Annotated in this window: 14 protein-coding genes; 9 read left to right on the forward strand and 5 right to left on the reverse strand. The window is 71.8% G+C overall.

Annotated features, from left to right (window positions below; all coding sequences use genetic code 11):
• The first annotated feature begins 440 nt into the window (after positions 1-440).
• A complete protein-coding gene (locus DV20_RS17980; protein WP_043781717.1) occupies positions 441-2,654 on the forward strand; it encodes a discoidin domain-containing protein in 2,214 nt (737 codons plus the stop codon).
• On the opposite strand, the gene DV20_RS17985 is transcribed toward DV20_RS17980, so the two are convergent.
• Entirely contained in the window at positions 2,556-4,091 is a 1,536-nt protein-coding gene (locus tag DV20_RS17985) for an FAD-dependent monooxygenase (RefSeq protein ID WP_043781719.1), read from the reverse strand. The two genes, DV20_RS17980 and DV20_RS17985, sit on opposite strands and share 99 nt — an antisense overlap.
• Positions 4,088-5,050 (reverse strand): MBL fold metallo-hydrolase, encoded by a 963-nt coding sequence (locus DV20_RS17990; RefSeq protein WP_043781720.1) that lies wholly within the window; start codon positions 5,048-5,050, stop codon positions 4,088-4,090. The genes DV20_RS17985 and DV20_RS17990 overlap by 4 nt, the downstream gene beginning before the upstream one ends.
• Before the next feature lie 95 nt (positions 5,051-5,145).
• Between DV20_RS17990 and DV20_RS17995 the strand changes: the two genes are divergently transcribed.
• Positions 5,146-5,676, forward strand: coding sequence for a MarR family winged helix-turn-helix transcriptional regulator (locus DV20_RS17995; RefSeq protein ID WP_043781722.1), 531 nt, complete (start codon positions 5,146-5,148; stop codon positions 5,674-5,676).
• Between the two features lie 53 nt (positions 5,677-5,729).
• Here the strand turns inward: DV20_RS17995 and DV20_RS18000 are convergent, their stop codons facing one another.
• Complete coding sequence (locus DV20_RS18000) at positions 5,730-6,341, reverse strand: GTP cyclohydrolase II (protein ID WP_043781724.1); 612 nt, start codon at positions 6,339-6,341, stop codon at positions 5,730-5,732.
• Between the two features lie 113 nt (positions 6,342-6,454).
• On the opposite strand from DV20_RS18000, the gene DV20_RS18005 reads away from it, so the two are divergent.
• Positions 6,455-7,087 carry a LysE family translocator gene (locus DV20_RS18005; RefSeq protein WP_043781726.1) on the forward strand — a complete coding sequence of 211 codons (633 nt, stop codon included), beginning with the start codon at positions 6,455-6,457 and terminating at the stop codon, positions 7,085-7,087.
• A gap of 25 nt (positions 7,088-7,112) precedes the next feature.
• Here the strand turns inward: DV20_RS18005 and DV20_RS18010 are convergent, their stop codons facing one another.
• Complete coding sequence (locus tag DV20_RS18010; RefSeq protein WP_043781728.1) at positions 7,113-8,174, reverse strand: cobalamin-independent methionine synthase II family protein; 1,062 nt, start codon at positions 8,172-8,174, stop codon at positions 7,113-7,115.
• A 264-nt stretch (positions 8,175-8,438) separates the two neighbouring features.
• Here DV20_RS18010 and DV20_RS18015 point away from each other — a divergent pair, with 264 nt between their 5' ends.
• Together DV20_RS18015 and DV20_RS18020 are read left to right on the forward strand one after the other, a co-directional pair.
• Positions 8,439-8,702, forward strand: a complete 264-nt coding sequence (locus tag DV20_RS18015) for a DUF3040 domain-containing protein (RefSeq protein ID WP_043781732.1) — start codon at positions 8,439-8,441, stop codon at positions 8,700-8,702.
• 14 nt (positions 8,703-8,716) lie between these two features.
• A complete protein-coding gene (locus tag DV20_RS18020; protein WP_043781734.1) occupies positions 8,717-9,742 on the forward strand; it encodes a DNA polymerase IV in 1,026 nt (341 codons plus the stop codon).
• Here the strand turns inward: DV20_RS18020 and DV20_RS18025 are convergent.
• On the reverse strand, positions 9,739-10,386 hold the full coding sequence (locus DV20_RS18025; RefSeq protein WP_043781737.1) for a TetR/AcrR family transcriptional regulator: 648 nt from the start codon (positions 10,384-10,386) through the stop codon (positions 9,739-9,741). The two genes, DV20_RS18020 and DV20_RS18025, sit on opposite strands and share 4 nt — an antisense overlap.
• Positions 10,387-10,474: 88 nt before the next feature.
• Here DV20_RS18025 and DV20_RS18030 point away from each other — a divergent pair, with 88 nt between their 5' ends.
• From DV20_RS18030 to DV20_RS18045, 4 genes are all read left to right on the forward strand, one after another.
• Entirely contained in the window at positions 10,475-11,365 is an 891-nt protein-coding gene (locus tag DV20_RS18030) for an AurF N-oxygenase family protein (RefSeq protein ID WP_043781739.1), read from the forward strand.
• Between the two features lie 43 nt (positions 11,366-11,408).
• On the forward strand, positions 11,409-11,891 hold the full coding sequence (locus tag DV20_RS18035) for a GNAT family N-acetyltransferase (protein ID WP_043781740.1): 483 nt from the start codon (positions 11,409-11,411) through the stop codon (positions 11,889-11,891).
• 192 nt (positions 11,892-12,083) lie between these two features.
• Entirely contained in the window at positions 12,084-13,544 is a 1,461-nt protein-coding gene (gene ahcY, locus DV20_RS18040) for an adenosylhomocysteinase (protein ID WP_043781742.1), read from the forward strand.
• A gap of 121 nt (positions 13,545-13,665) precedes the next feature.
• Entirely contained in the window at positions 13,666-13,821 is a 156-nt protein-coding gene (locus DV20_RS18045) for a hypothetical protein (protein ID WP_004559113.1), read from the forward strand.
• The last annotated feature ends 43 nt before the right edge of the window (positions 13,822-13,864 follow it).

The following is a 13,864-nucleotide window of genomic DNA, read 5'->3' on the forward strand; positions in this document are numbered from 1 at the left end:
CCCCGGCGCGGATCGGCTCACGTGGTCCTCGGCGCGGGTGTGGGTCCCGCCCCTCGGCACGCTCTTAGTTCAGGATATAAATAAAGAGCCGTAAAATGTCAACGCCACTGCGCCGGACGGTCGCGGCCGGGCCGCCGACTGGTCCGGGTGAGGCGAATCCGCGCCGGATCCTTGACTCCGCCGAACCCCGCGATGTTAACTGCGATCTCACCGACGGAACCGGTTCCGTGACCGCCACCCGGGACAGTTCCGCCGCGACACACCCCTTCGGGCTGACTGGTTCGCGCTCGTCGCACCACCCGGTACCGCTCCTCCGGCTCACGGCGCCGGGCGGGTGCGGCCGGCGCGAACCCGCCGCACCACCCGACGCCGGCGCGAGCTGTGGGGCTCGCCCGGTCCCTTCCGCACGTCCTCCTCCCCCCCGATCAGCAGGCAGGCCGATGAGATCAACGACGTTCTCCCCCGTACACCGCCTCCTCGTCATCGCCACCACCTTCGTCACCGCGGTCACCACCGCGGCCGTGGTCGGCGCCGCGCCGGCGCAGGCCGCCGCGTGCGGCACCGCCAACCTCGCGCAGGGCCGCACCGCGACCGCGTCGTCCACCGAGAACGGCGGCACGCCCGCGTCCAACGCGGTCGACGGCAACACGGGGACGCGCTGGTCCAGCGCGTTCAGCGACCCGCAGTGGCTGCAGGTCGACCTGGGCTCCGCGCAACAGCTCTGCGACGTGGTCCTCAGCTGGGAAGCCGCGTACGCGAAAGCGTTCACCGTCCAGCTGTCCGGTGACGCGAGCACCTGGACCACGGCGTACTCGACGACCACCGGCACCGGCGGCACCCAGACCGTGCCGCTCACCGGGACCGCCCGCTACCTGCGGATCACCGGCACGCAGCGGGCCACCCAGTACGGCTATTCGCTGTGGGAGGTGGCCGCGCACGGCGCCGGCGACACCACGACCGTCCCGCCGACCGATCCGCGCAACCCGGACCTCGGGCCCAACGTGTCGGTGTTCGACCCGTCGACGCCGGCCGCGACGATCCAGAGCCGGCTGACGCAGATCGCCGACCAGCAGCACACCAACCAGTTCGGCAACGAGCGCTACGCCGTGCTCTTCAAGCCGGGCACCTACAACGCCGACGTCAACCTCGGGTTCTACGAGCAGGTGGCCGGGCTGGGCCTGTCCCCCGACGACGTCAACCTCAACGGCCACGTCCGCGTCGAAGCGGACTGGCTGCAGCAGGGGGACAACCCGAACAACAAGGGCAACGCGACGCAGAACTTCTGGCGGTCGGCGGAGAACCTGTCGGTGACGCTGCCGGCCGGCCAGGTCGAGCGCTGGGCCGTCGCGCAGGCCGCGCCGTACCGCCGGATGCACCTGCGCGGCAGCCAGATCCAGCTGTGGAACGGCGGTGACGGCTGGGCCAGCGGTGGGCTGATCGCCGACAGCAAGATCGACGGCGTCGCCGTTTCCGGCTCGCAGCAGCAGTTCCTCACCCGCAACAGCGAGCTCGGCGGCTGGCAGGGCGGCGTGTGGAACATGGTCTTCGTCGGCTCCACCGGCACCCCGCCGCCGTCGTTCCCGAACCCGCCGGAGACGGTCGTCGGGCAGACGCCGGTGCTGCGCGAGAAGCCGTTCCTCTACGTCGACGGGTCCGGCAGCTACAACGTGTTCGTGCCGGCCCTGCGGCAGAACTCGGTCGGCACCAGCTGGGGCCACGGCGCCCCGGCCGGGCAGTCGATCTCGCTCAGCGAATTCTACGTCGCCAAGCCGTCCGACTCGGCCGCGACGCTCAACGCGGCGCTGGCGGCCGGGAAGAACCTGCTGGTCACCCCGGGTGTCTACCACCTCGACCGGGCGCTGAACGTCACCCGGCCGGACACCGTCGTGCTCGGCCTCGGCCTGGCCACGCTGATGCCCACCAACGGCACCGCGGCCATCACCACGTCCGATGTGGACGGTGTGAAGATCGCCGGGCTGCTGGTCGACGCGGGCGCGGTGAACTCGCCGGTGCTCGTCCAGGTCGGCCAGCCGGGCTCGACCGCGAACCACGCGGCGAACCCGACCTCGCTGCACGACGTGTTCTTCCGGATCGGCGGCGCGGCCGTCGGCAAGGCCACGCAGACGCTGGTGGTCAACTCGAACAACGTCATCGGCGACCACATGTGGCTCTGGCGCGGCGACCACTCCTTCGGTGTCGGCTGGAACGTCAACACCGCGGCGAACGGCCTGGTGGTCAACGGCGCGAACGTGACGATGTACGGCCTGTTCGTCGAGCACTACCAGCAGTACGAGGTGCTGTGGAACGGCAACGGCGGGCGGACGTACTTCTTCCAGAACGAGCTGCCGTACGACCCGCCGGACCAGGCGTCCTGGTCCAGCGGCGGTGGCCGGCAGGGCTGGGCGGCGTACAAGGTGGCCGACTCGGTGACCAGCCACGAAGGCTGGGGCCTCGGCAGCTACTGCTTCTTCAACACGAATCCGTCCATTGTGGCCAGTCACTCGTTCGAGGTGCCGAACAACTCCGGGGTCCGGTTCCACAACCTCGTGTCGGTGTCACTCGGCGGCGTGGGCACGATCGCCCACGTCATCAACGATTCGGGTGACGCCGCGAACACCGGGCACCAGGTGAGCCCGCTGGTCTCCTACCCGTAACACGGCGGCGACGTACGCGTCCGGGCGGACCAGCCAGGCTTCGCCCGGGCGCGCACCCAGCGCCCCGCCCACCGGGATCTCCACCGACCGCGTGCCCTCGGCCCGCACGCCCGGGGTGGTGAGCACCAGGAACCCCTGCCGGGCCAGGTCGCGCAGCCGTCCCGCGGTGACCGTGACGTCCGGGAGCAGCACCCCCGGGCCCGGGGGCGGCAGCGCGCCCCGCGGCGGCCGTCCCGCGAACGGCCGTCGCGGATCGGGGGTGGTCAGCGGTGAGTCCACGTACCAGAACGGTTCGGCCAGCCGGCCGGAGTCGACCTGCGCGCAGGCGGCCGGGTCGTCCTCCGCGCGCGTGAGGACGTCGAGCCGGTGACGACGCTGCGCTTCGGTCCGGGGCACCAGGAAGTCCATCGTGGCCGTGGTGACGGCCGCGTTCTCCACCGCCGCCGCGTGCCGCTCGACGTGGTAGCTCTCCAGCAGTTCCTCCCCCGCTTCGCCGCGCAGGACGGCGGCCAGCTTCCAGGCCGCGTTTTCCGCGTCGGCCACGCCGGAGTTGAGCCCGCGCGCCCCGAACGGCGCGACGAGGTGCGCGCAGTCCCCGGCGAGCAGCACGCGGCCGGCGCGCATCCGGTCGGCGAGCCGCGTGTGGAAGCGGTACACCGAACGCCAGAGCACCTCGTAGGGCCGGTCGCCGATGATCGCGCGGATCCGGTGGTCGAGGGCCCCGCCCGTCTCCTCGGCCGCGAGGTCGTAGCCGTCGGGGACCTGCCAGTCGATCCGGAACCGCGAACCCGGGCACGGGTGGATGAGCACCTGGCGGCCGGGGTTGAACGGCGGGTCGAAGTGGAACCGCCGTTCGGCCGCCCAGCCCGGCAGGTCCGCGCGGATGTCGCAGATCAGGAACAGGTCCCGGAACGACACCCCGCCGAGGGACCGGCCGAGCGCCCGCCGCACGGTGTCGCCGCGCGCGCCCGCACAGGCGAGCGCGTAGTCGGCCTCGATCCGTCGCGGCCCTTCCGCCGTGGCGCACTCGACCACCACGCAGCCCGGCTGGGTCACGCCGGTGACGCGGTGGCCGCGGCGGACGTCGATCAGCGGCTCCCGCGCGATCAGCTCGTCCAGCACCTCCTCGACGCGGGCCTGCGACAGGTTGACGAACGGCGGGAGCGCGGAGCCCGCGTCCGGCAGCTTCAGCGAGAACAGCTCCCGGTCCCGGTGGAACGTCCGCGCGGTCGTCCAGGTCAGGCCTTCCTCGGCGAGGCGTCCCGCGCCGAGCCACGCCCAGACGTCCAAGGTGTCCCGCTGGTGGCAGATGGCCTTGGAGCCCACGGGATCGCGCCGGTCGTGCCGGTCGACGAGCACCACCGGCACGCCCCGGCGCGCGAGCAGCAGCGCGGCCGTCTGGCCGACCGGGCCGCTGCCGAGGACGGCGACCGTCATCCTTGGAGCTGGTCCCAGACTTCGCGGTCGCGTTCGGCCGTCCACACCACCGGCCGTTCGATCCCGGCCAGCTCGTCCCACAGCCGCGAAACGTCGAAGGGCAGGCAGTGCTCGAAGATCGGCCAGTGCCCGTACTGGCCGGCCAAGGCCGCGTGGGTGCGCTCGAAGGCCTCTTTGAGCGTGCCGCCGGCGTCCCGGACCGCGCCGACCTCGTGGATCATCGTGTCCAGGAAGTGGCGGGTCTGCGCGATGGCGGCGTCGACCGCCGCGCGACCGCGGCTCACCCCGCCCCGGCCGCCGATCAGGGTCTCGGCGCCGAAGGCGGCCACGCGGTCCAAAGTGGATGATGCCCAGTCGCGGTGGAACGCGTCACCGGTGTAGAGCGCGGCTTCGGCTTCCACGAGGTCGCCGGCGTAGAGGATGCTCCGGCGGGGCAGCCAGGCGACGAGGTCGCCCTCGGTGTGGCCGCGACCGCAGTACTGCAGCACGAGGTCGCCGCGGTCGCCCCCGAGGTCGATCGTGAGCCGGTCGGAGAAGGTCAGCGTCGGCCAGGTCAGCCCGGGCACCGATTCCGCGCCCTTCGCCAGCCTCGGCATCCGCCCGAACTCGCTCTCCCAGTCCTCCTTGCCGCGCTCGGCGACCAGGGCGCGGGTGTTCTCGTGCGCGACGATCACCTCGGCGTCGAAGGCGGACGCGCCCAGCACGCGCACGGCGTGGTAGTGGCTGAGCACCAGGTACCGCACCGGTTTGTCGGTGTGCTCGCGCAGTTTCGCCAGCCACTCCCGCGCCGCGACCGGCGTGGCCAGCGCTTCGAAGCAGACGAGGAAGTCCTCGCCTTCGATCGCGCCGATGTTCGGGTCGCCTTCGGCGGTCAGCGCGTACACACCGTCGGCGAGGACTTCCAGGGTCTGCGCTTTCTCCGCCAGGTCGGCCGAAGAGGCGAAGGCTTTCTTCGTCACGGCGAGCGCTCCTTGAACGTCAAAGGATTGACCATCCGGCCAGGCTAGCCCGGCGGACCGCCGCGAGGAACCCCGTCGTCGCTAACCTGAGCCGCATGACCGACCGACCGGCCGACCTCGACTACCTCTCGTTCGTCGACTACGCGATCGGGAAGACGCAGGCCGAGCTGCCCGCGACCGACCCGGTGGCGATGCGCCTCGGCCTCACCCTGCACCGGCTGGCCGGCGCGCTGGTCTACGACTGGGAGTCGACGGTCCACCGCCCCCGCGGCTGGAGCTGGGGCGGCTTCCGGGTGCTGTTCGTCCTGTGGCTGGCGGGCCCGCTGGAGTCCCGCCACGCGGCCCGGCTCGCCGGGATGAGCCGCGCGGCCGTGTCGGCACTGGTCAAGACCCTGGAGCGGGACGGCCTGGTGACGCGCACCCCGGTCCCCCACGACCGCCGCGCGGTCCGGCTGGCCCTCACCGGCGCGGGCCACACCGCGGTGACCGACGCCTACCAGGAGCACAACAAGCGCGAGCAGGCCTGGGTGGCGTCCCTGACGCCCGCGGAACAGACCGCCCTGATCGGTCTCCTGGACAAGCTCACCACGAGTCCCGCGGCCGCCGCGGCCCAGCGCCTCACCTGAGCCGGGCCCGCCACGGACGCCGATCCCCGGGGTACGCGAGCCGGGCGCGCGGGTCAGCTGGCCAGGCCGGGCAGGCTCAGGGTGTGCCCGGTCTGCTCGGCCTTCGCGCGCAGGTACCGGACGTTGCTGTCGGTCGCGAACACGCCCGTCGGCACCTGCTCGCGCACCGCGATCCCGGCCGCGCGCAACTGGGCCGCCTTGTCCGGGTTGTTCGACAGCAGATCCACCCTCGCCACCCCGAGCGCACCCAGCATCTGCGCCGCGACCGTGTAGTCGCGGGCGTCTTCGGGCAGGCCGAGCGCGGCGTTGGCGGCGTAGGTGTCGAGGCCGCCGTCCTGCAGGGCGTACGCGTCGAGCTTGTTGTACAGCCCGATGCCCCGGCCCTCCTGACGCAGGTACAGCAGGTAGCCGCCGGTTTCGGAGATCCGCGCGACGGCCTCGGCCAGCTGCGGGCCGCAGTCGCAGCGCGCCGACCCGAAGACGTCGCCGGTGAGGCACTCCGAATGCGGCCGCACCAGCGGGACCTCGCCGGGGGTGCCGAGGACGAACGCCAGGTGCTCGCCGCCGTCGGCCAGGCCGCGGAACGTCACGGCTTCGGCGTCGACCGCGACGCCGCCGTCGAAGCGCAGCGGGATCCGCACCCGCGTCCGCACCTCGGCCGCCACGTCCTCGCCCCTGGAGTCACCCACAAGATCGACCCTACACGAGGTTCAAATTCGAACATCGCGTTGTCTCACCGGCGGGAAAACCAGTGGCGGCCGGGCCGTATCCTCGGCCCATGATCCCCGGTGCCACCGCCGCCTCGTTCCTGCTGGTCGTCGTGCTCGGGGCGATGTCGCCCGGGCCCGACTTCGTCGTCGTGACGCGCTCGGCGCTCACCGGCGGGCGACGGGCCGGGATCGCCGCGGGCACGGGGATCGCCCTCGGCGTGTTCGCCTGGGTGGTCGCGATCGCCCTCGGCGTCGCCGCCGTGCTCACCGCCTCGGCGGTCGCCTTCACCGTCGTCAAGCTGGCCGGCGCGGCGTACCTGGTGGTCCTCGGCGTCAAGGCGTGGCTGGCCGTGCGCCGCGGCGGGTACCGGGACCTCGCGGAGACCACCGGGGGCCGGCGGCTCGACGCCCGCGCCGCCTTCCGCCAGGGGCTCGTGACGAACCTGCTCAACCCCAAGGTCGCCGTGTACTTCCTGGCCCTGCTCCCCCAGTTCCTGCCCGCCGACGGCTCCACCCTGCAGACGCTCGAGCTGGCCGCGATCGCGACCGCCGGGACGGTCCTGTGGTTCGTCACCCTCGCCGTCGTGGTGGGGGCGCTGAAGCGGTTCTTCAGCGCCGGCCGCGTCCGCCGGGGCCTCGACGCCGTCCTGGGCACCGTGCTCGTCGCCCTCGGGCTGAAGGTCGCCGCCGAGACGGCGTGAGCCCGAGCGGGCTCACGCCGTCCGCTCAGCCGAGCGCTTCGGACGCCAGCCGCGTGCCTTCGACCCGGGCCGCGATCTTGGCGAACGCGATGTCCCGCGAGGTCGACGTGTCGTCGGCGAACGGTGAGAACCCGCAGTCGTCGCAGGTGCCGAGCCGGTCGGCCGGCACGTACTTCGCCGCGGTGAGCACCCGGTCCCGGACCTCTTCCGGGGTTTCGACGCGGGGGTCGATCGGGTCGGTGACGCCGACGAAGACCCGCTGGTCCCCCTTCAGGTGGTCGGCGATCACGCGCAGCGCGCGCTCCGGCTCGGCTTCGCTGGCCAGCTGGACGAAGAACCGGCCGGCCTTGAGGTCGAACAGCGCCGGCAGCAGGCCCGCGTAGTCGACGTCGAGGCTGTGCACGGAGTCCTGGTCGCCGCCCGGGCAGGTGTGGACACCGATCCTGGCGCGTTCCTCGGCGGTGAACCGGTCGAGCACCGCGTTGTTGAGCTCGACGAACTGCCGGAGCAGCCCGCCGGACGGGTCGAGCTTCAGCGACAGCCGTCCCTCGGTGAAGTCGATCTGCACGCTGTCCGCGCCCGCCTCGAGGCTGCCGCGGATGTCGGCCTCGGCCTCGTTGACCAGGTCGGCGACGAACTGCTCCTGCGAGTACCCCTCGATGCCGTCACCCGGGTAGATCAGCGAGAGCGCGGAGGCGGCGATCACCGCCTGCTTGACCGGCCGGTCGGTGAGCGTTTTCGCGCGCGTGAGGTACGAGTCGGCGTGAGTCGCGTAGCGGAAGGGACCCGCGGTCAGCCGCGGCAGCTGCCGGGTGTGCCCGTCGGCGAACGGGATGACGACGCCGTCGGGGGCCAGCGCGGCCAGCCCGGCCAGCGGGTAGGTCGCGAAGCTCGGCTTGCCCTGCTCCCCGTCGGACAGCACCGGTGAGCCGGTCTCCTCGAACCGGCGGATCGTGTCGGCCAGCGCCCGGCTCTCGAGTTCGGCGAGCGCGGCGGCGTCGATCCGGCCGGCCGCGAACTCGCCGAGTCCGTCGACGAGGTAGGCGGGGCGCGGGATGCTGCCGATCGGTTCGGTGGGCAGGGTCATGAAGTCCTCCGGCTGGTTGGGGGCGGACCGGCCACCGGCACGACGGCAGGACGTGGCCCCCCGGCCGCCCCCTACCCGCTCTCCGGCCGTGACCGGCCACGTTCACGGCGCAACTTAACGTGGCCGAAGCCGGTTGCGGAGCGCGGATCACCCGGTCGGACCAGAGAAAAGCACGAAATCAGAAGGCGTTCGGCGGTTCGCCAGGAGGACGATGGGGTATTCGCTACGGCGATACGGCGGGTTCGGCGCCGAAGGAGTGCCCCGATGCTCAGTCACCACGATCGCACCGAGCTCGAGAAGATCGAGCGCAACCTGGAGCTCAGCGACCCGGATCTCGCCGCCGCCCTGCGCGACGGCAAGCGGCCGAAGTCGCGCGCGCTCCGCAGTGCCCTCCTGATCGTCTTCGCCATCACCGCCGTGACGCTGCTCGTCCTGGGCCTGGTGCTGCCCGACCCCGGCGTGACGCTGTGCGGGATCCTCACCCTCACCGGCACCGTCTGGACCCACGTGGCGCGCCACCGGATCTGAGGCAGACTGAGCCGGTGAAGTGGGTCCTGCACGTCGACCTCGACCAGTTCATCGCCGCGGTCGAGATCGCCCGCCACCCGGAGCTGCGCGGGAAGCCCGTCGTGGTCGGCGGCAACGGCGACCCCACCGAACGCGCCGTCGTCGCGACGGCGTCGTACGAGGCCCGCGCGTTCGGTGTCCAGTCCGGCATGCCGCTGCGGATCGCCGCCAGGCGCTGCCCGGACGCGGTCTTCCTGCCCAGCGACCCGGACGCCTACCTCGAGGTGTCGGCGCGGGTGATGGCCGCGGTGCGGCGGCTGCCGGTGGTCGTCGAGGTGCTGGGCTGGGACGAGGCGTTCGTCGGCGCGGAGACGGCCGATCCCGAGGCGCTGGCCGTCGCGATCAAGGAGGCGGTGACCCGCGAGACGGGCCTGTCGTGCGCGGTCGGGATCGGCGACAACAAGCTGCGGGCCAAGCTCGCGACCGGGTTCGGCAAGCCGGGCGGGATCTACCGGCTGACGCGGGAGAACTGGTGGGACGTGATGGGGGCCCGGCCGCCCGACGCGCTGTGGGGCATCGGCGGCAAGACCGTGAAGAAGCTGGCCGAGCTCGGCATCACCACGGTCCTCGGCCTGGCGGAGGCCGATCCGGCGGAGCTGGCGGCCCGGTTCGGCCCGAAGACCGGCCCGTGGCTGCGGCTGCTCGGCGGCGGCATCGGCGACGCCGAGGTGAGCGCGACACCGTGGGTGGCCCGCTCCCGCAGCCGTGAGACGACGTTCCAGCGCGACCTGACCGACCCGGCGGAGATGGCGGCCGAGGTCTCGGCGCTGGCCAAGCGCGTCGCCCAGGACGTGGCCGACGAGGGCCGCCCGGCGGCCCGGGTGGCGGTCAAGGTGCGGTTCGTGCCGTTCCTGACCCACACGCACAGCATCACGCTGCCGGAACCGACGTCGGACGGGGCGGAGATCGACCGGGCGGCGCAGGAGGTGCTGGCGATGTTCGAGCTGACCCGCGCGGTGCGGCTGCTGGGCGTGCGGGCCGAGTTCCCGCGGGAAGACTAGAGCCCTTCCGGCAGCGGCAACGGGCGGTCCGGGTCGAGCTCGACGCCGCCTGCCCGCAGGGTGTGGTCCAGCATCGCCCAGATCGTGCCGGTGAGCTGGGCCGTCAGCTGGGGCAGGGTGAGCGTGCCCGGGTGGTCGAGCCAGCGGGTCGTCGCCGATTCGACGTAGCCGACCAGGCCGAAGGCGATCGTGTCCGCCGGCGCGGGATCGAGCCCGAACGCCGTCAGGTAGCCGGTGAACAGGCCGCTGAGGTGGCGGGCGATCGCGCCGCGGACGTCGGGGCCGTCCGGCACCCCGCGGGTCAGGTAGCGGTGCAGGTGGGCGTGCTCGGTCAGCCAGCGCAGGTGGGTCGAGATCACCGTGGAGATCATCTCGTTCGGCGAGCCCTCCGGGTGCCACAGCGGCGCCAGGTCGGCCGTCACCAGCTCGGCCGCACGCCGGGCGATCGCCCGGCGGAGGTCCGCCGCGTCGGAGAAGTGGCGGTACAGGCGGGTGCGGGCGACGCCGGCGCGCTCGGCGATCTGCTCGGTCGAGACGTCCGGGCCGTGCTCGGCGATGGCCGCCAGCGCGGCGTCGACGAACTCCGCGCGCCGCCGTTCCTGCTGGCCCGCCCAGCGCGTCGCCCGTCCGTCGACCTTGGTCACGGCGAAAGCCTACTCACGCGGCCACCGGGCGGTGTACGCTGCCGAAGTAGCTAGTACACCGCGTACCCCCTACTTTACGGAGGCCGCCATGGGCGTCGAGGCCCAGGACCGGGACGTCACCGCGGCACGCCTGCTCAAGAGCTCCGCGAAGAACTCCTACGACCCGTACGTCGACATCGACTGGGACGCGCCGCTCGCCGAGGGCAAGGCGTACATGCCGCTCGAGCGCGTCTCCCTCTACGGCACGGACCTGTGGGCGAAGCTGACGCCGGAGCAGCGGATCGAGCTGTCCAAGCACGAGATCGCCAGCATCATGAGCGTCGGCCTGTGGTTCGAGATCGTCCTGATGCAGCTGCTCGCCCGGTACGTCTTCGACCTCGACGCGCGCACCGAGCACGCGCAGTACGCCATGACCGAGATCGGCGACGAGACGCGGCACTCGGTGATGTTCGCGCGCACCGCCGAGCGGCTCGGCGTCCCGCGTTACGGCGTGCCGAAGGTGGTCCACCGCGCCGCCAAGGTGTTCGGCGCGACCGCCGCCGGGCCGTCGATGTTCGCCAGCGTGCTGGTCGCCGAGGAGACCACCGACCGGCTGCAGCGGTCGATGATGGACGACGACGGCATCCAGCCGCTGATCCGCTCGGTCAACCGCATCCACGTGGTCGAGGAGGCCCGGCACGTCCGGTTCGCCAAGGAAGAGGTCCTGCGCGAGACGCCGAAGCTGTCGAAGGCGGCGTTGCAGCGGCACCGGCTGCGGACCGCATTGGTCGCGTTCGGCGTGATCGACAGCATGGTCGACCCGCGGATCTACCGCAGCGTCGGCATCGACCCGCGCGCGGGCCGTGCCGCGGCGCTGGCGAACCCGCACTTCCACGAGACGCGCCGCTGGATGGCCGAGAAGATCGTGCCGTTCCTGCGCGACGCGGGCCTGATCGGCGGCCGGTCGGAGGGCATCTGGCGGCGCGCGCACCTGCTCTGAAACTCCTTCGCGCGCGCGTTCCGGTGTCCGCCAGGATGACCCGGTGATCACCATCAGGACCGCCCGCGGTGCCGACGAACCCGTGCTCGCCGAGATCGACCGGCACACCTGGACATCGGTCGTGTCCCCCGCACCCGCGCCCCCGTCCGGCACGCCCTTCTTCGGCGACGGCACGCGGCCCGACGACGTCCTCGTCGCCGAGCACGACGGCGTCGTCGCCGGGTACGTGCGCCTCGGCGAGGGGTTCGGCATCCCCGCGCACCGGCACGTGCTCGTGATCGACGGGCTCGCGGTCGACCCGGACCGGCAGCGGCTCGGCATCGCGCAGCGGCTCGTCGAGGCCGCCGTGGCCGAGGCCCGTCACCGAGGCGCCCGCAAGCTGACGCTGCGCGTATTGGGGCCCAACACCGGCGCCCGGCGGGTCTACGAACGCTGCGGGTTCGTCGTGGAAGGCGTGCTGCGCGGCGAATTCCGCATCGACGGGCACGGCGTCGACGACGTTCTCATGGCCCGTCCGCTCGCTTGACAGCTTCGCGACGGCTTTGCCATCCTGGTTCTGGGCCGAGAGGCGCTGCGACGGAATCGACTTCCGCCACGCTCGGCCCGCTACCACGACTCCAAGGGCGCCTCCCGCGAGGGAGGTGCCTTTCTCTTGTCCGCACGGACTTCCGTGCTGCCTCCCGAGCGCATCCCGACGAACTCCGGAGTGCACCGAAGCATGAGTGACAAACTGCAGACCCGCAATGGCCTCGACTTCGCCGTCGCCGACCTTTCCCTCGCCGAGGCCGGCCGCACCCAGCTGCGGCTGGCCGAGCACGAGATGCCCGGCCTGATGGCGATCCGCCGCGAGTACGCCGCGGCCCAGCCGCTGAAAGGCGCCCGCGTCGCCGGGTCGCTGCACATGACCGTGCAGACCGCCGTGCTCATCGAGACGCTGGTGGCGCTCGGCGCGCAGGTGCGCTGGGTGTCCTGCAACATCTTCTCCACCCAGGACGAGGCCGCCGCCGCGGTCGTCGTCGGCCCGGAGGGCACCGTCGACGCCCCGGCCGGCACGTCGGTGTTCGCGTGGAAGGGCGAGACGCTCGAAGAGTACTGGTGGTGCACCGACCAGCTCTTCGCCTTCCCCGGCGGGCTGGACCCGAACATGATCCTCGACGACGGCGGCGACGCCACCCTGCTCGTCCACAAGGGAGTCGAGTTCGAGGCGGCGGGCGCGGTGCCGCAGCCGTCCGAAGAGGACCCGGAGGAGTACCGGATCATCCTCGACACCCTGCGCGCGAGCCTGGCCGCCGACGGCGGCCGCTTCACCCGGATGGCCAAGGAGATCCGCGGCGTCACCGAGGAGACCACCAACGGCGTCAAGCGGCTCTACAAGCTCGCCAAGGACGGCGAGCTGCTCTTCCCCGCCATGAACGTCAACGACTCGGTGACGAAGTCCAAGTTCGACAACAAGTACGGCATCCGGCACTCCCTTGTGGACGGCCTGAACCGGGCCACCGACGTGATGATCGGCGGCAAGCGCGTGGTCGTCTGCGGCTACGGCGACGTCGGCAAGGGCGCGGTGGAGGCGCTGCGCGGCCAGGGCGCCCGGGTCGCGGTCACCGAGATCGACCCCATCTGCGCGCTGCAGGCGGCGATGGACGGCCTCGACGTCGTCGAGCTCGACGACGTGGTGGCCACCGCGGACATCTTCATCACCACCACCGGCAACTTCGGCATCATCTCGGCGGAGCAGATGAGCCGGATGAAGCACAACGCGATCGTCGCCAACGTCGGGCACTTCGACAACGAGATCGACATGGCCGGGCTGGCGAAGCTGCCCGGCGTCGTGAAGAAGGAGATCAAGCCGCAGGTGCACGAGTGGACGTTCCCGGACGGCCACGCGATCATCGTGCTGTCCGAGGGCCGGCTGATGAACCTGGGCAACGCGACCGGGCACCCGTCGTTCGTGATGTCGAACTCCTTCACCAACCAGGCGATCGCGCAGATCGAGCTGTTCACCAAGCCCGGCGAGTACGCCACCGACGTCCACCGGCTGCCGAAGCACCTCGACGAGAAGGTGGCCCGCCTGCACCTCGACGCGCTCGGGGTGAAGCTCACCAAGCTCACGAAGCAGCAGGCCGAGTACATCGGCGTCGACATCGAAGGTCCGTACAAGCTCGATCACTATCGGTACTGATCCAAGGTTGCTCCATTCGCCGTAGTTTGGTTTATCCGAAAACTGGCCATCCTCACGGCGAGAGCGCATCCGCCCGGACGGCACGGAGCCGGGCCGGGTCTCATGCGAAGGAGTGTGTCAAGTGATCATTCTCGGTGTGATTCTCCTCGTCATCGGGTTCATCGTGGGCATCCCGGTGCTGTACACCATCGGTATCATTCTCGCGGTGGCTGGCGTGGCACTGGCCATCCTGGGCGGCACCGGCCGCCGGATCGGTGGCCGCGCACACTGGTACTGATCCCGGGACTCCGCCACGGCCTGGTGCGCCGGCAGCGATGCCG

This window comes from Amycolatopsis rifamycinica (assembly GCF_000695625.1).
In the GTDB taxonomy this organism is placed as follows: Bacteria; Actinomycetota; Actinomycetes; order Mycobacteriales; family Pseudonocardiaceae; genus Amycolatopsis; species Amycolatopsis rifamycinica.

Bases quoted from the DNA above. Each gene is read 5' to 3' on its own strand.
- DV20_RS17980 (WP_043781717.1), top strand. From the start codon at position 441: ATGAGATCAACGACGTTCTCCCCCGTACACCGCCTCCTCGTCATCGCC.
- DV20_RS17985 (WP_043781719.1), bottom strand. From the start codon at position 4,091: ATGACGGTCGCCGTCCTCGGCAGCGGCCCGGTCGGCCAGACGGCCGCG.
- DV20_RS17995 (WP_043781722.1), top strand. From the start codon at position 5,146: ATGACCGACCGACCGGCCGACCTCGACTACCTCTCGTTCGTCGACTAC.
- DV20_RS18005 (WP_043781726.1), top strand. From the start codon at position 6,455: ATGATCCCCGGTGCCACCGCCGCCTCGTTCCTGCTGGTCGTCGTGCTC.
- DV20_RS18010 (WP_043781728.1), bottom strand. From the start codon at position 8,174: ATGACCCTGCCCACCGAACCGATCGGCAGCATCCCGCGCCCCGCCTAC.
- DV20_RS18015 (WP_043781732.1), top strand. From the start codon at position 8,439: ATGCTCAGTCACCACGATCGCACCGAGCTCGAGAAGATCGAGCGCAAC.
- DV20_RS18030 (WP_043781739.1), top strand. From the start codon at position 10,475: ATGGGCGTCGAGGCCCAGGACCGGGACGTCACCGCGGCACGCCTGCTC.
- ahcY (WP_043781742.1), top strand. From the start codon at position 12,084: ATGAGTGACAAACTGCAGACCCGCAATGGCCTCGACTTCGCCGTCGCC.